Source organism: Streptomyces sp. NPDC002809 (assembly GCF_040295435.1).
Taxonomy (GTDB): Bacteria; Actinomycetota; Actinomycetes; order Streptomycetales; family Streptomycetaceae; genus Streptomyces.
On sequence record NZ_JBEOVJ010000053.1, the window covers coordinates 22,686 to 41,272 of the forward strand.

Here is an 18,587-nt window from a genome sequence, read left to right on the forward strand (position 1 = left end):
GGGACCTAGCGATGACTGACGACCCGTACCTGATCGTCTCCTCCGACTGCCACGCCGGGCTGCCCACCGAGGAGTACCGGCCCTACCTCGACCGCCGCTTCCACCGTGAGTTCGACGACTTCCTGGCCGGCCGTGACCGCCGTCGCGAGGAGATGACCCGGCTCGGCGTACGCAACGAGGCCTTCGCCGACAAGTGGTTCCACGACAACGAGGAGGGACTGAAGGGCGGCTGGGACACCGGGCAGCGGCTCAAGGAGCTCGACGGCGACGGGGTGGCGGCCGAGGTCGTCTTCCCCGACGCGGACGCCGTCGACAGTCGCACCGCAGCCCCCTTCGGAGTCGGCCTCGGCCTCTCAGGCGACCAGGACCCCGAGCTGGGCATGGCCGGTGCGCAGGCCCACAACCGCTGGCTCGCCGACTTCGTCTCGCAGCACCCCGAACGCCACTGCGGCGTCGCCCTGCTGCCCGTCACCGGGGACGTGGACCGGGTCGTCGCCGAGATCCACCGGGCGAAGGAGTCCGGCCTCGGCGCGCTGATGATCCCCTCCATGTGGGTGGACAAGGCTCCGTACCACGACCGCCGTTACGACCCCGTGTGGGCGGCCGCCGCCGAGACCGCGATGCCGGTCGTCACCCACTCAGGGGCGGCGCCGCGCCACGAGTACGGCGACCACCTCGGCATCTACGTCTCCGAGGTCACCTGGTGGCCCTCCCGCCCGCTCTGGTTCCTCCTCTGGTCGGGTGCCTTCGAACGTCACCCCGGGCTGAAGTTCGGCGTCGCCGAGTCCGGCTGCTGGTGGCTGCCGAACCTCCTGTGGTTCATGGACCGGCTCTACCTCGGCGCCCACGGCGGCAAGAAGCTCTCCCCGTTCGCCGAACTGAAGCGCCCGCCGCACGAGTACCTCGACCGGCAGGTCTTCATCTGCGCCACCAACACCAAACGCCGGGAGCTCGCCCAGCGGTACGAGATCGGCGTCGGCAACATCCTGTGGGGAAGCGACTTCCCGCACCCCGAGGGCACCTGGCCGGACACCGCGAACTGGCTGCGCAACACCTTCCACGACATCCCCGTCGCCGAGACCCGCGTGATGCTGGGCCTCGCCGCAGCCGAGGTCTTCGGCTTCGACACGGACAAGCTCGCCCCCATCGCCGCACGCATCGGTCCCACCCCCGCCGACCTGGGCCAGAGCGCCGACCAGAGCGCGGTCGAGGCATCCTGGGCCCGCTCGCGCGAGGTCGGCCGGCACTGGCTGACCGACCACGACTTCCCCGTCCTGGGGGCGTCATGACGGACCGCTACACGGTGATCTCCGCCGACTGCCACGCCGGCGCCGACCTCCTCGACTACCGGCCCTACCTGGAGTCGAAGCACCACGAGGACTTCGACGCCTGGGCGGCCGCCTACGTCAACCCGTACGAGGATCTCGTCGCCGACACCGCCGACCGCAACTGGAACTCGGAGCGCCGCCTCGCCGAACTGGAGGCCGACGGCATCGTCGCGGAGGTCGTCTTCCCCAACACCATCCCGCCCTTCTTCCCCTCCGCCTCCCTGATGGCACCGGCCCCCTCCCGGCAGGAGTACGAACAGCGCTGGGCGGGGCTCCGTGCCCACAACCGCTGGCTCGCCGACTTCTGCGCGGCCGCACCCGGCCGGCGCGCGGGCGTCGCCCAGATCCTCCTCAACGACCCGGCCGAGGCGGTCCGCGAGATCCGCCGCACCAAGGAGGCCGGCCTGACCGGCGGCATCCTGCTGCCCGGCGCACCGCCGGGCAGCGGCATCCCGGAGCTGTACTCCCAGGTGTACGACCCGCTGTGGGCGGTCTGCGAGGAGCTGGACGTACCGGTCAACCACCACGGCGGCTCCGCCTCCCCGCCGCTCGGCGACGAACCGGCGGCCCGCGCCGTCTTCATGGTGGAGACCACCTGGTTCTCGCACCGCGCGCTGTGGCACCTGATCTTCGGCGGCGCCTTCCGCCGCCACCCCGGGCTGAGGCTGGTCCTCACCGAACAGGGCTCCGGCTGGATCCCGGGCATCGTGGAGATGCTGGACTACTACCACGGGCGGCTCGTCGCGGCGGCCTCCCGGGCGGCCACCGCCGAGTCCAAGTTCGGTGCGGGACTCGCCGCCTCGATGGGCGCGCCTCCCAGCGAGGTCTGGCGCGAGAACTGCTACGTGGGCGCCAGCTTCATGCGGCCGCACGAGGTGCCGCTGCGCGACCGCATCGGCCTCGACAAGATCATGTGGGGCAGCGACTACCCGCACGACGAGGGCACCGCCCCGTACTCACGAGAGGGCCTGCGGATCGCCTATGCGGGACTGCCGCCGGCGGAGATCGCGGCCATGACCGGCGGGAACGCGGCCCGTGTCTACGGCTTCGACCTGACGGCGCTGGACCGTGTCGCGGCGGAAGTGGGCCCGACGGTCGAGGAGATAGCCGAACCCCTGAAGGAGGTGCCGCAGGACGCCACCAGCCCGGCCTTCGCGCCGGGCGGGTCGGTACGCGTCTGGTGACGCCGAGAGGTGAGACCATCCCCGGATGACGGATTCCCCGGCGCACGACGAACCTCACGGCAACGGTCTGGGCGCGCGGCTCAACTGGCTGCGTGCCGCGGTCCTCGGGGCCAACGACGGTGTGGTCTCCACCGCGGGCCTCGTCGTCGGCGTCGCCGGCGCCACCGGTGACCGAGGCACCCTGCTGACGGCGGGCCTGGCCGGGCTGCTGGCCGGGTCCATGTCGATGGCGGCCGGCGAGTACGTGTCGGTCTCCACCCAGCGCGACTCGGAGAAGGCCGCGCTGGCGACGGAGAAACGGGAGCTCCAGGAGGCCCCGGAGGAGGAACTCGCCGAACTCACAGGATTGTTGGAGGGCAAGGGGCTCAGCCGGGAGGTGGCCCGCGAGGCCGCCGTCCAGCTCACCGAACGCGACGCGCTGCGCGCCCACGCCGAGGTCGAGCTGGGCATCGATCCGGACGACCTGACGAATCCGTGGCACGCGGCCGGCGCCAGCTTCCTGGCGTTCACGGTGGGCGCGCTGCTTCCCCTGCTGGCGATCGTGCTGCCGCCGTCCTCGCTGCGCCTCCTGGTGACCGTGCTGTCGGTCCTCGCGGCGCTGGCCCTGACGGGCTGGTGGAGCGCCCGGCTGGGCGACGCGCTGGCGGGCCCGGCGGTGCTGCGGAACATGGGCGGGGGCGCGGTGGCGATGGCCGTGACCTACGCGGCGGGGGAGCTGCTGGGGGCGGCGGGGGTGTAGGGCGTGTCCCTCAGTGCAGGCGCACGATTCGTTCGGGCGGGAAGAGGTCGTCGCCGATGGTCCGCGTGCCGCCCAGCAGGGTGAGGGTGAGGCGCTCCATGCCGGCCAGCGGACTCAGATCGATGGGAGGCGCGTCCTCGGCACAGCTGCTCAGCCGGAGCGAGGTGAGGTCGGGCAGTTCGTGCAGGGCGGCCAGATCGGCGACGGTCCCGCAGCGGAACAGGAAGAGCCGCTGCAGCCCGGTGAGGGTGGAGATCAGCCGGGGTTCGAAGTGATCGACCTCGTGCACTCCCAGTCCTGTGAGCATGGACAGGGACGGGTGCCGTTCCAACTGGCGGAGCTGGGTCCGGCCCCCGATCGTCAGCGAGTCCAGGCCCGGCCAGCGCTCGATGCCGTCGAGGCTCAGATACCGGGTCTGACGGGAGAACGACAGATTGACGAGCTGAGGGCCGATGGGCAGTTCGCCGACGTTGTCCAAGAGCAGAGGGTGCTGTGCCGTGAAGTCCCTGAGCCCGGTCATGTCGCGCAGCGGATCGAGGGACACGTCGGGGTCGATCTCGTACAGCAGGAGGCTCCTCAGCCCAGGGGAGGCCAACGGGCCCAGGTCCCGGATCCGGTCACAGCGGCTCAGCCCCACTTCGGTCAACGAGGGCATGGAGGCCAGGACGGAGAGGTCCGTCAGTCCGCGGTTGTCGTAAAGGAAGAGCGCCTCCGGGGCATCCAGCCGGAGCAGGGGGCGGAGATCGGCATGGTCACCACTCACATGGATCCGCCGGGCCCCGCGCGTGTGATGCAGGGCGCCGAGCTGATCGGCCCTGCGTACGTACAGATACGACGTGGTCCAGGAGTTGGCGGAGAGTACCTCCCGGGCGTATTCGTCGGCGGTGAAGGCGCCCCATCCCTCGGCCAGCTGGCGGGACACCTCCGGTCGCCCGTCCTCCCTGAACCCGGCCAGCACCTCGAACGCGGCGTCTCCCCCGATGAGTGCCGCCGTCCGTACGATCGCGGCCGCGGTGCCCTCGCTCAGAGTGCCGGGCCCCGGGAGCAGGCCGAGCACCAGCTCACCCGCCTTGGCGAGTTCGTCGGCATCCTCGGTACGCAGCGGGGGCAGCAGTTCCTCCGTCCGCGTCTGAACCTCGGAGCGCACACCGGGATGCAGTTCCGGTGCGTGGTCCAGGCTCGCCGCCGCCAGGAGCACCAGACGATGCCGGTGTTCCGGCTCCTCCTCGGAACGGTGCAACAACTTGTTCAGAAGCAGGGCCCGTTCGTCCACGCGGGCGTGCCCGACCGCCATCTGGACCACGTCGTCCCATCCGCCGTCGTGGGCGTTGCGCACAAGTACCCCGAAGTCACGCGCCTCCACCGCGGCCTTCGCCCCGAGGTAGTCCAGGAACGTCCGGTGCACGAAGTCCACGGCGCCCGGCGCCGGTTCGCGCAGCAGCCCGCTGCGGATCAGCAGGTGCGAGAACACCTGCGCGGCCGTGCCCCGCACCTGGGGCATGGACTGCAGCCACTCCGCCACCAACGCGACCGCCTCCTCGCGGTCCGCCTCCAGCTGACCGTTGCGGATCAGCCAGTACGCCAGCCGCTGGAGCAGGGCTGTCTGCTCCTCCCTGGTGAGGTCGACCCCCTCGACGTTCGCGATCTCGCGTTCGGTGTCCCGCCGTACCAGCAGCATGTCCAGCGCGGCGTCGTACAGCTCCTTGCGAGCGCGCGGCAGCTGAGTGCGCCGGTCCCGGTTCAGTGCGCACAGCAGCGCGCACATCAGCGGGTTCGTCGCCAGCCGGCCGAGATCGCGCCGCATGCCGACCGCTCGCCGTAACGACGCCTCGTACATGCCGAGTCGCTCGCGCTCGGCGGGAGGGCACTCCAGCCGGGCCGCGTCGTGCCAGTGCTCGATGAACGCGCGGATGTCGTCCCGCTCCATCGGCAGCAGCGAGTGGGCGACGAAGCCCTGCTGCCCGAGCCATCCCTCGGGGACGGCGGAGGGCCGGGTCGTCACCACGTACCGGGCCTGCGGGTAGGCCAGGATCAGGTTCTTGAGCCAGCGTTCGGTGTGGGTGCGCAGCCTTGCGGGGACCTCGTCCACCCCGTCGACCAGGACCAGCGCCCGGCCCTGCGACAGCAGCCGGTCCGCCCAGCCCGAGGGCGCCGCGCCGTGCAACGGGACGCCCGTCGCCCGCAGGAAGTCCTCCGGGCCGGGCAGCTTCCCGTCCGACGTGAACGCGCGCAGCCGCAGGACGAACGGCACGCAGCGGTTCCAGTCCGCCAGCTCGCTGCCGAAGGTCTGCCGGGCGGCGTTCACCGCCAGCCACTGCACCAGGGTGCTCTTGCCCGAACCGGCGGGGCCGCGCAGCAGCAGCCGGTCGGTCTCCGCGAGAGCCTGCTCCGCGCTGACGGTCACCGGCCCCTGTGCGGACCCCTCCCACCAGCCGGGCCCTGTCTCCTCGGAGGTCACCGCCAGACTGATGTACGCCGTCTCCAGCGGCCACTCACCCGCCGACCGCCCCAGCGTCAGCCCGAACAGCCCCATCCGGCTGTGCGTCGCCGCCACGAAGTCCGTGTACCGCCGCTCGAATTCCAGCGCCGCCGTGTCGGGGTGCGGGCCGACCCGTTCCCGTACGTCCGCCACCAGCTCCCGCGTCCGCTCTGCCGCGCGCACCTGCTCCACCGCCGCCCGTGCCATGAACGACGGCTCGGCGGTCAGCTGCTCCACGACGTGCGCGCAGCAGCGGTCCAGGAGCTCCCCGTACAGCCCGGCCGCCCGGTCCGACAGCCCGGCCGGGGGCGCCGACAGTTCGGCGGACAGCCGCTCACGGTCCAGGTTCAGGCCGAACAGCCGGTCGGCCGTCAGCTCGCCCGCCGATGCGAAGGTGTCCCGGACCGCGTCCACGGCGGCCAGCCGCTCGTTCTCCGGCAGCCCGGCGTACGACTCCGCCAGCCGGCCGCCGAGTACCCGCGCCAGCCGGTCCGGCTTCGCCGGGCGGGGGAGGGGGCGCACCGGATCCGGGACCAGGCCCGCGCCCGGCCTCGGCGTGACCAGTGACCTGGCCACCGTGCCGATCACCGTCGTCGCCAGCCGGACCAGCGCAACTTCCAGACCCTGCACGGCAGTTCCTCCCCCTGTCGAACCCCGGTGGAGGGATCGTACGACGGCCGTGCTGTCAGAAGGTGCCAAAGACTGCTGACAACACGTCTCGCATACTTGTTGGTAACAACGTCTGGTCCCCGCCGACCTGCCGCTCTACGGTGCAGTCATGCCGACGAACCTGCCCGATGTAGTGCTCTGGTCCATACCGGCCTTCGTCCTGCTCACCGTTCTGGAAATGGCGCTCCACCACTTCCACCCCGACGAGGACGCCGCCGGATACGAGGCGAAGGACGCCACCACCAGCATCACCATGGGGCTGGGCAGCCTGGCCTTCGACCTGCTGTGGAAAGTGCCCATCGTCGCGATCTACACCGCGGTGTACGAGCTCACCCCGCTCCACATCCCCGTCCTGTGGTGGACCGTCCCGCTGATGTTGCTGGGGCAGGACTTCTTCTACTACTGGTCCCACCGCGGCCACCACGTCATCCGGATCCTCTGGGCCTGCCACGTGGTCCACCACTCCAGCCGGAAGTTCAACCTCTCCACCGCGCTGCGCCAGCCCTGGACCTCGCTGACGGTGTGGCCGTTCTACCTTCCGCTCATCGCCCTCGGCGTCCACCCGGCGGCGCTCGCCTTCTGTTCGTCGGCCAGCCTCGTCTACCAGTTCTGGGTGCACACCGAGCGCATCGACAAGCTGCCCCGGCCCTTCGAGTACGTTCTGAACACGCCCTCCCACCACCGGGTCCACCACGCCTCCCAGGGCGGCTATCTCGACCGGAACTTCGGCGGCATCCTGATCGTGTGGGACAGGTGGTTCGGTTCCTTCACCGCGGAGACGGAGCGGCCCGTGTTCGGACTCACCAAGAACATCGACACGTTCAACCCGCTGCGGGTCGCCACCCACGAGTACGCCGCCATCGCCCGCGACGTGCGCGCTGCGGGCAGTTGGAGCGAGCGGGCCGGGCGGGTCTTCCGCGGGCCCGGCTGGCAACCGGCCGCGGCCTTGCCGGGCAGCGGCAAGGCCGTCACGGCCGCCCCCGCGCGCGAGCGCACCGGATGAGCGCCGCCCCGTTCCCGGACGGCCGGCGGGAGCGTTGGGTACGTCCCCTGCTCCTCGCCTTCCTCGTCGCGTGCGCCGCCGACCTCGCCGGAGTCCTCACCGGCAGCGACCTCCTCCACCTCGTCGCCAAGCCGCTGCTGATGCCGCTCCTCGCCGCGTACGCCGTCGCCCGGCGCGGGCCCCGGCTGCTGATCGCCGCGCTGCTCTGCGGCTGGATCGGCGACGTGTTCCTGCTGGCCGACGCCGACCTCGCCTTCCTCGTCGGGATGGGCGGCTTCGCCGCAGGACACGTCTGCTACCTGCGGCTCTTCGGCCGGGCCCGGGGCGCCCTGCTGCCCGGCATCGGGTACGCGGTCGTCCTGGCCGTCTTCATCACCCTGCTCTGGGACGGGCTGCCGCCCGGGCTGCGGGTCCCGATGGCCGGCTACAGCCTGCTGCTGACCGCCATGGCGTACCGCTCCGGCGTCCTCGGCCGGTACGCGGCCGCCGGAGGCGCGCTCTTCCTGCTCTCCGACGCGCTGATCGCCACCGGCATCGCCGACTGGCCGCAGCTGCCCGCAGCCGACTTCTGGATCATGCTCACCTACGTGGCGGCGCAGTTCCTGCTGACCCTGGGCGTGCTCGCGCCGGGGGCGAAAGGGGCCGGTGCAGTCTTCGGGGCGTACCGTGAGCGGAGTATCAGCATCTGAGATCAGCAAGGACCCCCACGCATGCGCGCCACTGTCATTCACGCACCCCACGACATCCGCGTGCAGGAGGTCCCGGACCCGGTGATCCAGCAGCCCACCGATGTGGTGCTGCGGGTCCTGCGGGCCTGCATCTGCGGCAGCGACCTGTGGGCCTACCGCGGCGAGTCCGCCCGGCAGCCCGGCCAGCGCATCGGCCACGAGTTCCTGGGGATCGTCGAGGAGGCGGGCTCCGAGGTCAACGGCTTCTCCGTCGGCGACCTCGTCGTCGCCCCCTTCGTCTGGTCCGACGGCACCTGCACCTACTGCGCCGAGGGCCTGACCACCTCCTGCCCGCAGGGCGGCTTCTGGGGCTCGGTCGGATCCGACGGTGGGCAGGGCGAGGCCGTGCGTGTCCCCTTCGCCGACGGCACGCTGGTCAAGCTCCCCGCCGCCGCGGCCTCCGACGACCACCTGCTCACCGCGCTCCTGGCCCTCTCCGACGTCCTCGGCACCGGCCACCACGCGGCCGTCGGCGCCGGTGTGAAGCCGGGCTCCACGGTCGCCGTCGTCGGTGACGGCGCCGTCGGCCTGTGCGGCGTCATCGCCGCCAAGAGGCTCGGTGCCGAGCGGATCATCGCGCTCGGCCGCCACCGGGCGCGCACGGACATCGCCCGCACCTTCGGTGCCACGGACGTCGTCGCCGAGCGCGGCGAGGCGGCCGTCGCCGCCGTACGGGAACTGCTGGGCGGAGACGGCGCGCAGGCGGTGATCGAGGCCGTCGGCACCGAGCAGTCGATGCGCACGGCGGTCGACATCACCCGCGACGGCGGCTCCATCGGCTACGTCGGCGTGCCGCACGGCAGCGGCACCGGACTGGACCTCGGCGTCATGTTCGACCGGAACATCGCCCTGCGCGGCGGGGTCGCACCCGTCCGCACCTACATCCCGGAACTGCTCCCCGACGTCCTGTCCGGCACCATCGACCCGTCACCCGTCTTCGACCTGGCCATCGGCCTCGACGAGGTACCGGCCGGCTACAAGGCGATGGACGAGCGCACGGCGCTGAAGGTCCTCATCAAGCCGTGAGCCACGCGGCCGCGTCCGCCCCCAGGTGGCCGGGCGGACGCGACCAGCCGGCGGGTGCCCCGTCGAAGGTGACCGGCGGCAGCGCGTGGCGCAGGCGTCCCAGCGGGCTGCCGGTCTCGGTGAGCCACTTCTCGGGGTCGTACGTGCCGTCCTGCGCCGCCCGGTCCGGCGGTGCCGGGATCTCGTCGGTCAGCCAGGCGGCGGTGCGGGCGAGCGAGAGCGTGGCCAGCCGCGAGCCGCCCTCGTCGTGCTGCTCGGTCAGTGCCCGCAGTACGGCCCCGGCCAGCAGATAGCCCGTGCCGTGGTCCAGCGCCTGGGCGGGCAGCGCACCCGGCGGGCCTTCGTGCGCTCCCGGCCCGCTCTCGGCCACCGCGATGCCGGTGGCGACCTGCACCAGGCTGTCGAAACCGCGCCGCCGGTCCCACGGGCCGTGCCCCCAGGCCGACAGCCTGCCGATCACCAGCCCCGGCCTGCGCGCGGCCAGGGACTCCGGTGTCAGCCCCAGCCGCTCCAGCGCACCGGGCCGGTATCCGGTGACGACCACGTCCGCCCCGGCCAGCAGCTCGTCGAAGACACCGAGGCCGGCAGCGCTCGTCAGATCGATGCTCACCGACCTCTTCCCGAACCCCGTGTCACTGTGCGCGTCCTGGCTCTCCGGGAGCTGCGGGGCGTCGACGCGCAGCACGTCCGCGCCGAGCAGCGCGAGCGTACGGGTGGCCACCGGCCCCGCGAGGACCCGGGAGAGGTCCAGGACGCGCAGCCCGGCAGCGGGCCGCAGCGGTGTGCCGGTGAGCGGAGCGGTCCGGCGCACCGGAGCGGCGTCGATCCGTGCCCGCTCCACCAGCGGCACGCCGCGGAGAGCGAGGCGGCGCGGGTCGCAGGCCCATTCCCCGGGCGTCCTGGCGGCGACGGCCAGGCCGCCCGCCGCGTACACCGTCTCCTCGATCTCGGCCCCGCTGCGCCCCGCGAAGGACGCGGCCGCAGCATCGACTGCCACGTCGTCGGCGGTGTCCGCGGGCAGTCCCAGCGTGCCGAGCAACCGAGCTCGATGGTGCGGGTAGTTGGCGTGCGTACGGACCCAGCCGTCGGCCGTGCGCCAGAACCGGGACAGCGGGGCGAAATTGGTCGGGGCGCGGCCGTCGACGCGCAGATGGCGCTCGCTGACGAACGCGGTGGCCACCGCCCCGTCGTCGATCGGGACGCGGGGTACGGGTCCACCGGTGCGGCGGGCCGCGAGCTCGGCGGCGGCCAGGGAACAGACCGCGACAGCGGCGCGGGCCAGCTCCCGCACGGGCAGCCGGGAGGGCAGCAGCCCGGCCGGTCCCGAGGTCCCGATACGGCCGAGAAGCGCGGGGTCACCGCCGAGGGCGGCCCAGGCCTGCTCGGTGGCGGAGGTGGGGGCAGACGTCATCCCCGCACTATGGCACCGAGTGCCACCCACGGGGTAGGGGTCGGCCGGCGGGAGCCGGGCACGGCCGCCCCCGTACCCGGGTCGGTGCGGGGGCCAGGGGTCGTCCGGTCCCCGTACCGCGGTCGGCGCGGGGACCGTGCTGGCCCCGCGTACCCCGGTCGGCGCGGGGACCGTCCCGGCCCCCGCACCGACCGGACCCGCTACCAGCGCACCGCGTCCAGCGCGTCCACCACTCCGGCCCCGTAGAAGCCGTTACGGTTCTTGCCGCCCTCGCAGACCGCGTCGATCTTGCCGTCGCCGTCGATGTCGTACGGCTCGCCGCACGCCTTGGCATCGGCCTGGAGTGTCAGCAGGGCCTTGACCGCGGCAGCCGACGCGTACGGATGCGTCGACTTGATCAGGGCCACGACCCCCGCGACGTGCGGGGAGGCCATCGAGGTCCCGCCCTTGTAGCCGTACTTGCCGCCCGGCAGCGTGGAGAGGATCAGACCGCTCGTCGCCGGCGGTTCGGGTGCCTGGTAGATCGTCGAGTCGCCGCCCGGCGCGGCCACGTCGATGACGCCGTTGCCGTAGTTCGAGTACGAGGCCTTCAGCCCCTTCGCGCCCGTCGCCGAGACCGTCACGACACCCGGCAGCATCGTCGGGATGTCGAAGCACTGCTTCGGGTCGATGGTCCGGGTGACCGGGGTGGTGTCGTTCGGGCTCGTCGTGTCCTCCAGCGTGTCGGCCGCGAGGTCCTCGGCCGAGTTGCCCGCCGCGGCGACGTTGACCGCGCCCTTGCGCTCCGCGTACTGCGTGGCCCGGGCGACCGCCTCGACGAGTGCGGCCTGGTCCGGGTCGTTCTTGCAGTTGTACAGCCACGGGTCCGTGTAATAGCTGTTGTTGGTGACATCGACGCCGTGGTCGGCAGCCCAGACGAAGCCGCACACGACGGACTCCGTGTAGAAGAACCCGCTCGGGTTCGACACCTTGATACCGGCGACCTTCACACCCGGAGCGACGCCCGTCACCCCGATGCCGTTCTTCGCTGCGGCGATCGTGCCCGCGACATGCGTGCCGTGGTCGCTCTCACCGGCCGCCGGCCGCCAGGCGCCCTCCGTCGTGTCCGGGGCGCCGGACACACAGCTCGCCGAGGCGGAGCGGTCGAAGTTCGGGGCGAGGTCCGGGTGGGTGTCGTCCACGCCCGTGTCGATGACCGCGACCGTGACCTTCGGGCTGCCCAGTGACTTCTCGTGCGCCTTGTCCGCCTTGATGGCGGGCAGGTCCCACTGCAGCGGCTCCATGGGGTCCTGGCCGGCCGTCGCCTGCGCCGCCGCGGTCCGCTCCTGCTGCGCGGTCAGCGGCTGATCGACCCCGATGTCCTTGGTTGCCTGCGGGACGATCGGGTTGGTACGGGTGGCTCCGGCCGAATCGACGCCCTTGACGCGGCGCATCGACTGCGCGAACTGCGGGTTCTGCGAGTGGGCCACGATGACCCCGATCCGGTCGTAGGCGATCACCACCGTGCCGCCGGCCCGCTCGATCGCCTTGCGCACCTGCTTGACGGTGCCGTGACCGCCGCGAGTGTTGACCACGTACGACAGCTTCGGACCGTCCGCCGACACCGCTGCCGAGGGCGTGTCCTCCACCGGAGCGGCGGAGGCGGGGCCCGTCGGCAGGAAGCCGAGCGATGCGGTGAGGGCCAATCCGAGGGGCAGCGTCAGTGCGCGCTTCCGTCTGGATCCCAGATGAGCCATGGGGTCTCCACTTCATCCGTGTCAGTCGACCGGCCACGGGGTGTGTCCAGTCGCGTACATGACGAGTGAAGCTATCGCCGATCATCCCCGCTCATCAATGAGTTCGAGAGATCCGGTTTCCGCCGGAGCGTCCGAAGGGGTGACACGGAGAAGGCGGAAACCGTGGTGAACCGCTTCGCCGCGCGCTGCGTGCCGTTGTCAGGGGAGGCGCACCACCACTCCCCGATATCGAGGTCCCCAGTGAAATCCACCGTCCCCACCACCACCGCACCCGCGTCGCGAGGAGATTCCGTGGCTACCGATGCACCGCCGCCCGAGGGCAGTACGGAGACCGGCCCCGCCCAGCCCACGACCGAGGCGTTCGTCGCGGAGCAGGCGAGCCAGGAATTCGGCGAACTCCGCCGCTCGTACCGCTCGTTCGCCTTTCCGCTGACCATCGCCTTCGTCCTCTGGTACCTGCTGTACGTGCTGCTCTCCAACTACGCCGGCGGCTTCATGGGCACCAAGGTGTACAGCAACTTCAACGTCGCCTTCGTCTTCGGCCTGGCCCAGTTCCTCACCACCTTCCTCATCGCCTGGTTCTACTCGCGGCACGCCAACGCGAAACTCGACCCGAAGGCCGAGGCCATCAAGTCCCGTATGGAGGCCGACGTATGAGCGCCGCGTACCACTCCCACACCGTCGTGACGCTCGCCGCCTCGTCCACCAGCGAGCACCGGCCGCTGATCATCTCGCTCTTCGGGATCTTCGTCGCCGCGACCCTCGGCATCACGGTCTGGGCCGGCCGCCAGACCAAGAGCGCCTCCGACTTCTACGCGGGCGGCCGCCAGTTCACCGCCTTCCAGAACGGCCTCGCGGTCTCCGGTGACTACATGTCCGCCGCGTCGTTCCTCGGTATCGCCGGAGCCATCGCCCTCTTCGGCTACGACGGCTTCCTCTACTCGATCGGCTTCCTCGTCGCCTGGCTGGTGGCGCTGCTGCTGGTCGCCGAACCGCTGCGCAACTCCGGCCGCTACACCATGGGCGATGTTCTCGCCTACCGGATGCGCCAGCGCCCGGTCCGCACCGCCGCGGGTGTTTCCACCATCGTCGTCTCGATCTTCTACCTGCTGGCACAGATGGCAGGCGCGGGAGTTCTGGTCTCGCTGCTCCTCGGGATCACCAGTGACGCCGGAAAGATCCTCATCGTTGCGCTGGTCGGCGTACTGATGATCGTGTACGTCACCATCGGCGGCATGAAGGGCACCACCTGGGTGCAGATGGTCAAGGCCGTGCTCCTGATCGCGGGCGCTATCCTGATGACCTTCATGGTGCTGTGGAAGTTCGACTTCAACGTCTCGGACCTGCTGGGCACCGCCGCCGAGAAGAGCGGCCACGGCGCCTCGTTCCTCGAGCCCGGGCTGAAGTACGGCGCCACCGGCACGTCGAAGCTGGACTTCCTCTCCCTCGGCATCGCCCTGGTGCTGGGCACCGCCGGTCTGCCGCACATCCTGATCCGCTTCTACACGGTGCCGACCGCCAAGGCGGCCCGTAAGTCGGTCAACTGGGCCATCGGCATCATCGGTGCCTTCTACCTGATGACGATCGCGCTCGGATTCGGCGCAGCGGCCCTCATCGGCCCGGACGAGATCAAGGCGAAGAACCCCGCAGGCAACGCGGCGGCCCCGCAGCTCGCCGAGTACCTCGGCGGGGTCGGCTCCACCGGCGGAGCCGTCATGCTCGCCGTGATCTCCGCGGTGGCCTTCGCCACGATCCTCGCCGTCGTCGCGGGACTCACCCTCGCCTCCTCGTCGTCCTTCGCCCACGACATCTACGCCAACGTCATCCGCAAGGGGAAGGCCACCGAGAAGGAGGAGATGCGAGCGGCTCGCTGGGCCACCGTCTTCATCGGTGCGGCCGCGATCCTGCTGGGCGCCTTCGCCCGCGACATGAACGTCGCCGGCCTGGTGGCGCTCGCCTTCGCCGTCGCCGCCTCGGCCAACCTGCCGACGCTCCTCTACAGCCTCTTCTGGAAGCGGTTCACCACCCAGGGCGCGCTGTGGTCGATCTACGGAGGTCTCGCCAGCTCGGTGATCCTGGTGCTGTTCTCGCCGGTCGTCTCCGGAAACGCGAAGACCTCGATGTTCAAGGGCGTCGACTTCGCCTGGTTCCCACTGGAGAACCCGGGCCTGATCTCCATCCCGCTGGGCTTCCTGCTCGGCTGGATCGGCTCCCTCCTGTCGAAGGAGGAGCCGGACAAGGGCAAGTACGCCGAGCTGGAGGTCAAGTCCCTCACAGGCATCGGAGCCCACTGAGAGCAGAAGTTCACAGAGGAGTCGGGTGTCCGCACCACTCCGTCGCCGCGGCCGCGTCGTAGAGTCCTACGACGCGGCCGCGCCGCTCCTCGTGTCAAACGGGCCTCTCCGCTGTCACAGGTCTCGCGTAGTCTCGGAAGAGTCAGATACCGCAACCGGGAAGTCACCGGGGGGAGGGGGCCCACCATGCTCATCGACACCTACGACAGGGTCGCCACCGACCTGCGTGTCTCGCTGACCGACCGCTGCAATCTGCGCTGCACCTACTGCATGCCCGAAGAGGGCCTGCAGTGGCTGGCCAAGCCCGACCTGCTGAGTGACGACGAGATCGTCCGGCTCGTCCGCATCGCGGTCACGCAGCTCGGCATCACCGAAGTCCGTTTCACCGGCGGAGAGCCGCTGCTGCGTCCCGGACTCGTCTCCATCGTCCAGCAGTGCGCGGCCCTGACACCCCGCCCGAAGATGTCGCTCACGACCAACGGCATCGGACTGAAGCGGACCGCCGCCGCGCTCCAGGCCGCAGGCCTGGACCGGGTCAACGTCTCCCTGGACACCCTGCGCCCCGACGTGTTCAAGACCCTCACCCGCCGCGACCGCCACCACGACGTCCTGGCCGGACTCGAGGCCGCGCGCGACGCCGGCCTCACCCCCGTCAAGGTCAACACCGTCCTGATGCCGGGGCTCAACGACGACGAGGCGCCCGACCTGCTCGCCTGGGCCGTGGCCAACGAGTACGAGCTCCGCTTCATCGAGCAGATGCCGCTCGACGCCCAGCACGGCTGGAAGCGCGACGGAATGATCACGGCAGGCGACATCCTCCAATCGCTGCGCACCCGCTTCGCTCTCACCGCCGAGGAGGACGGCGAGCGCGGCTCCGCCCCCGCCGAGCGCTGGCTCGTGGACGGCGGACCCCACCGGGTCGGCGTCATCGCCTCCGTCACCCGCCCGTTCTGCCGGGCCTGCGACCGCACCAGGCTCACCGCCGACGGACAGGTGCGCACCTGCCTGTTCGCCCGCGAGGAGACCGACCTGCGCGGCGCACTGCGCTCGGAGGCACCGGACGAGGAGATCGCCCGGCTCTGGAAGCTCGCCATGTGGGGCAAGAAGGCCGGATCCGGCCTCGACGACCCGTCGTTCCTCCAGCCGGACCGCCCGATGTCGGCGATCGGCGGGTAGCGCCCGAGCCGCTACGAGTCCGACGGGTTCGACGACTCCCACGCGGCCAGTGTCACCACGTCCTTCAGGAAGCCCCGCACCCCCAGGAACGAGGAGAGATGCTCCCGGTGCTCGTCACAGGCCAGCCAGGTCTTGCGGCGCTCGGGGGTGTGCAGCTTCGGATTGTTCCAGGCCAGTACCCACACGGCATCGGTGCGGCAGCCCTTGGCCGAACAGACGGGGGCGGTGGCAGCACTCTCGGCCGCGGAACCGGATTCGGTGGAGTTCACGGACTCAACCCTAGGGCCTGAGCCGGAGGCCGGGCCCTGCGGCATCCCCGCCGGAGAAATGGCGACGCCGAGCAGCCACGGGGGGAGCTGCCCGGCGTCGGTCCGTCGCTCCGACGGGGGATGCGGAGCGCTAACGAAGTATGTCACGCAGACCGGGGTGCGGTGCACTGGAACTTCATGATTGATCTGAGCTTTTCTTGAGCTTGGGCCACTGCAGGGCTCAGTTGTGCTCCTGCGGATCCGGACTCCGGAAGACGTGTCCGCTCTCCGGACCGGGCTCCGCCGGACCGGCCACCGGAGCGGCATCCAGCGCGAGCCGCGTCGGCGCCGGCACGAAGGTCGAGGGAATCGAAGGGCTGTTCTCGCGGCCCGCGTTGGCGATGACGACCGCGACGTAGGGGAGCAGAACCCCCAGCGCGAGCGCCACGATCGCCACATGACGCTCCACGTTCCACAGGACCGCGGCGGCGACCACCGAAACCGTGCGCACGGACATCGAGATCACATAGCGCCGCTGCCTGCCGCGCACATCCTCCGCGAGCCCCTGTCGCGCCCCCGTGATCCGGAAGACCTCTGCACCGCTCTGCTTCCCCAACACGTCTCCACCAACCTTCCCCGAGCTCATGACGAACTGGGGGAGACCCCGTTCCTGCGCCGGACGCTCCCCGGACCGGACCGGATCCCACGGTACGCCCGGCCTCCCCCCGGTTCGAGACCGGGGCGCGCCGCATACGTACGCCGCGTCGCCCCACCGCACGTACGGCTCTGTCCGACATGCGGCGTACAGACCCAGCACCGAGACTGGGCGGACATGCGCGACACCGCGTCGCACAAGGAGGCGACATGAGCTGGTTGTGGGCAATCATCGTGGGCCTGGTGCTCGGTCTGATCGCGAAGGCGATCCTGCCGGGCAAGCAGGAGATCCCACTCTGGCTGACGGTCATCTTCGGCATGATCGGCAGCATCCTCGGCAATGCTGTCGCCACGTGGATCGGTGTCAACGACACCAAGGGAATCGACTGGACACGTCATGTGCTCCAGCTGATCGGAGCCGTGGTGGTGGTCGGTGTCGGCGACATGCTCTGGGCTTCGATCAAGGGCACCAGGCAGAAGACCTGACCCACGCCCACCACAGCGATACGGCGGGGCACGCAGCATGCGTGCCCCGCCGTATCGCTGTGGTGCGGCCGTTACGGCTCAGCCGGCCGTGACCTCGATCGCCGCGAGGTTCTTCTTGCCCCGGCGCAGCACCAGCCAGCGCCCGTGCAGCAGCTCCTCGCGGAGCGGTGCCGCCTCACCGTCGAGGGCCTTCACGTTGTTCACGTAGGCGCCGCCCTCCTTGACCGTGCGCCGGGCACCCGACTTGCTCGGCGCCAGACCGGCCTCGACCAGCAGGTCGACCAGCGGACCGAGCTCGGTGACCTGGGCGTGCGGCACCTCGGACAGGGCGGCACTCAGCGTCGCCTCGTCCAGCTCGCCGAGCTCGCCCTGACCGAACAGCGCCTTCGACGCGGCGATGACCGCGGCGCACTGGTCCGCGCCGTGCACCAGCGTCGTCAGCTCCTCGGCCAGCGCGCGCTGCGCGGCCCTCGCCTGCGGCCGCTCCTCGGTGGCCTTCTCCAGCTCCTCCAGCTCGGCAGGGGTCTGGAAACTGAGGATGCGCATGTAGCGGGAGACGTCGCGGTCGTCCACGTTCAGCCAGAACTGGTAGAACGCGTACGGCGTGGTCATCTCCGGGTCGAGCCAGACGGCCCCGCTCTCGGACTTGCCGAACTTGGTGCCGTCCGCCTTCGTCATCAGCGGCGTCGCCAGCGCGTGGACCTCGGCGCCCGGCTCCAGGCGGTGGATCAGGTCGAGGCCCGCGGTGAGGTTGCCCCACTGGTCGCTGCCGCCCTGCTGGAGGGTGCAGCCGTGGCGGCGGTACAGCTCCAGGAAGTCCATGCTCTGGAGCAGCTGGTAGCTGAACTCGGTGTAGCTGATGCCCTCGTCGGACTCCAGCCGCCGGGCGATGGACTCCTTGGTGAGCATCTTGTTGACCCGGAAGTGCTTGCCGATGTCCCGCAGGAACTCGATCGCGGACATGCCCGCGGTCCAGTCCAGGTTGTTCACCATGACCGCCGCGTTCTCGCCCTCGAAGGACAGGAACGGCTCGATCTGGGACCGCAGCCGCGACACCCAGGCGGCGATCGTCTCCGGGTCGTTCAGCGTGCGCTCGGCGGTCGGCCGCGGATCACCGATCTGGCCGGTGGCCCCGCCCACCAGGGCGAGCGGGCGCAGGCCGGCCTGCTGGAGCCGGCGCATGGTGAGCACCTGCACCAGATGGCCGACGTGCAGACTCGCCGCGGTGGGGTCGTAGCCGCAATAGAACGTGACAGGACCGTCCGCGAGAGCCTTGCGCAGGGCGTCCTCGTCAGTGGACTGGGCGAACAGCCCGCGCCACTTCAGCTCGTCGACGATGTCCGTCACTGTTCCGTGTCTCCTCGGCTACGTGTGTCGATACGTGTATCGAAAGGCAACAGTCAGTCTAAGGGCTGTCCCGTAATCC

Annotated in this window: 16 protein-coding genes; 10 read left to right on the forward strand and 6 right to left on the reverse strand. The window is 70.9% G+C overall.

Translation table 11 applies throughout. The features are described 5' to 3' along the window. Positions 1–11 precede the first annotated feature (11 nt). Genes ABT025_RS26605 through ABT025_RS26615 form a run of 3 tightly spaced genes read left to right on the forward strand, consistent with a single transcriptional unit; the run spans position 12 to position 3,251 of the window. Positions 12–1,289: an amidohydrolase family protein gene (locus ABT025_RS26605; protein WP_350999409.1), complete on the forward strand. Its 1,278-nt coding sequence runs from the start codon at positions 12–14 to the stop codon at positions 1,287–1,289. After that, a complete protein-coding gene (locus ABT025_RS26610) occupies positions 1,286–2,512 on the forward strand; it encodes an amidohydrolase family protein (RefSeq protein WP_350999411.1) in 1,227 nt (408 codons plus the stop codon). Before ABT025_RS26605 ends, ABT025_RS26610 begins: the two co-directional genes overlap by 4 nt. Positions 2,513–2,537: 25 nt before the next feature. After that, entirely contained in the window at positions 2,538–3,251 is a 714-nt protein-coding gene (locus ABT025_RS26615; protein WP_350999414.1) for a VIT1/CCC1 transporter family protein, read from the forward strand. Between the two features lie 10 nt (positions 3,252–3,261). On the opposite strand, the gene ABT025_RS26620 is transcribed toward ABT025_RS26615, so the two are convergent. After that, on the reverse strand, positions 3,262–6,360 hold the full coding sequence (locus tag ABT025_RS26620) for an NACHT domain-containing protein (RefSeq protein ID WP_350999417.1): 3,099 nt from the start codon (positions 6,358–6,360) through the stop codon (positions 3,262–3,264). Between the two features lie 148 nt (positions 6,361–6,508). On the opposite strand from ABT025_RS26620, the gene ABT025_RS26625 reads away from it, so the two are divergent. The 3 genes from ABT025_RS26625 to ABT025_RS26635 are packed head-to-tail and all read left to right on the forward strand — an operon-like array spanning position 6,509 to position 9,156. Next, entirely contained in the window at positions 6,509–7,402 is an 894-nt protein-coding gene (locus ABT025_RS26625; RefSeq protein ID WP_350999420.1) for a sterol desaturase family protein, read from the forward strand. Further along, a complete protein-coding gene (locus tag ABT025_RS26630; protein ID WP_350999423.1) occupies positions 7,399–8,091 on the forward strand; it encodes a lysoplasmalogenase in 693 nt (230 codons plus the stop codon). The genes ABT025_RS26625 and ABT025_RS26630 overlap by 4 nt, the downstream gene beginning before the upstream one ends. A gap of 21 nt (positions 8,092–8,112) precedes the next feature. Beyond that, positions 8,113–9,156 carry a zinc-dependent alcohol dehydrogenase family protein gene (locus ABT025_RS26635; protein WP_350999425.1) on the forward strand — a complete coding sequence of 348 codons (1,044 nt, stop codon included), beginning with the start codon at positions 8,113–8,115 and terminating at the stop codon, positions 9,154–9,156. Here ABT025_RS26635 and ABT025_RS26640 read toward each other — a convergent pair. Then, positions 9,146–10,567 (reverse strand): CoA transferase, encoded by a 1,422-nt coding sequence (locus ABT025_RS26640; RefSeq protein WP_350999428.1) that lies wholly within the window; start codon positions 10,565–10,567, stop codon positions 9,146–9,148. The two genes, ABT025_RS26635 and ABT025_RS26640, sit on opposite strands and share 11 nt — an antisense overlap. 200 nt (positions 10,568–10,767) lie before the next feature. Next, entirely contained in the window at positions 10,768–12,303 is a 1,536-nt protein-coding gene (locus ABT025_RS26645; RefSeq protein ID WP_350999431.1) for a S8 family peptidase, read from the reverse strand. 291 nt (positions 12,304–12,594) lie between these two features. On the opposite strand from ABT025_RS26645, the gene ABT025_RS26650 reads away from it, so the two are divergent. The 3 genes from ABT025_RS26650 to moaA all read left to right on the forward strand — a co-directional run bounded on the left by ABT025_RS26650 (position 12,595) and on the right by moaA (position 15,773). Next, entirely contained in the window at positions 12,595–12,960 is a 366-nt protein-coding gene (locus ABT025_RS26650; RefSeq protein WP_328948045.1) for a DUF485 domain-containing protein, read from the forward strand. Continuing rightward, entirely contained in the window at positions 12,957–14,597 is a 1,641-nt protein-coding gene (locus ABT025_RS26655; protein WP_350999434.1) for a monocarboxylic acid transporter, read from the forward strand. The genes ABT025_RS26650 and ABT025_RS26655 overlap by 4 nt, the downstream gene beginning before the upstream one ends. A 186-nt stretch (positions 14,598–14,783) precedes the next feature. Next, the gene (moaA, locus tag ABT025_RS26660; RefSeq protein WP_350999437.1) at positions 14,784–15,773 is read left to right on the forward strand and encodes a GTP 3',8-cyclase MoaA; all 990 of its coding nucleotides are present in this window, start codon (positions 14,784–14,786) and stop codon (positions 15,771–15,773) included. Positions 15,774–15,784: 11 nt separating this feature from the next. Here moaA and ABT025_RS26665 read toward each other — a convergent pair whose 3' ends face one another. Continuing rightward, the gene (locus ABT025_RS26665) at positions 15,785–16,042 is read right to left on the reverse strand and encodes a hypothetical protein (protein WP_350999440.1); all 258 of its coding nucleotides are present in this window, start codon (positions 16,040–16,042) and stop codon (positions 15,785–15,787) included. 220 nt (positions 16,043–16,262) lie between these two features. After that, a complete protein-coding gene (locus tag ABT025_RS26670; RefSeq protein WP_350999443.1) occupies positions 16,263–16,640 on the reverse strand; it encodes a DUF3099 domain-containing protein in 378 nt (125 codons plus the stop codon). Between the two features lie 245 nt (positions 16,641–16,885). Here ABT025_RS26670 and ABT025_RS26675 point away from each other — a divergent pair, with 245 nt between their 5' ends. After that, positions 16,886–17,161 carry a GlsB/YeaQ/YmgE family stress response membrane protein gene (locus tag ABT025_RS26675; protein WP_350999446.1) on the forward strand — a complete coding sequence of 92 codons (276 nt, stop codon included), beginning with the start codon at positions 16,886–16,888 and terminating at the stop codon, positions 17,159–17,161. A gap of 78 nt (positions 17,162–17,239) precedes the next feature. On the opposite strand, the gene tyrS is transcribed toward ABT025_RS26675, so the two are convergent. Beyond that, positions 17,240–18,508, reverse strand: a complete 1,269-nt coding sequence (gene tyrS, locus ABT025_RS26680) for a tyrosine--tRNA ligase (RefSeq protein ID WP_350999449.1) — start codon at positions 18,506–18,508, stop codon at positions 17,240–17,242. Positions 18,509–18,587 lie beyond the last annotated feature (79 nt).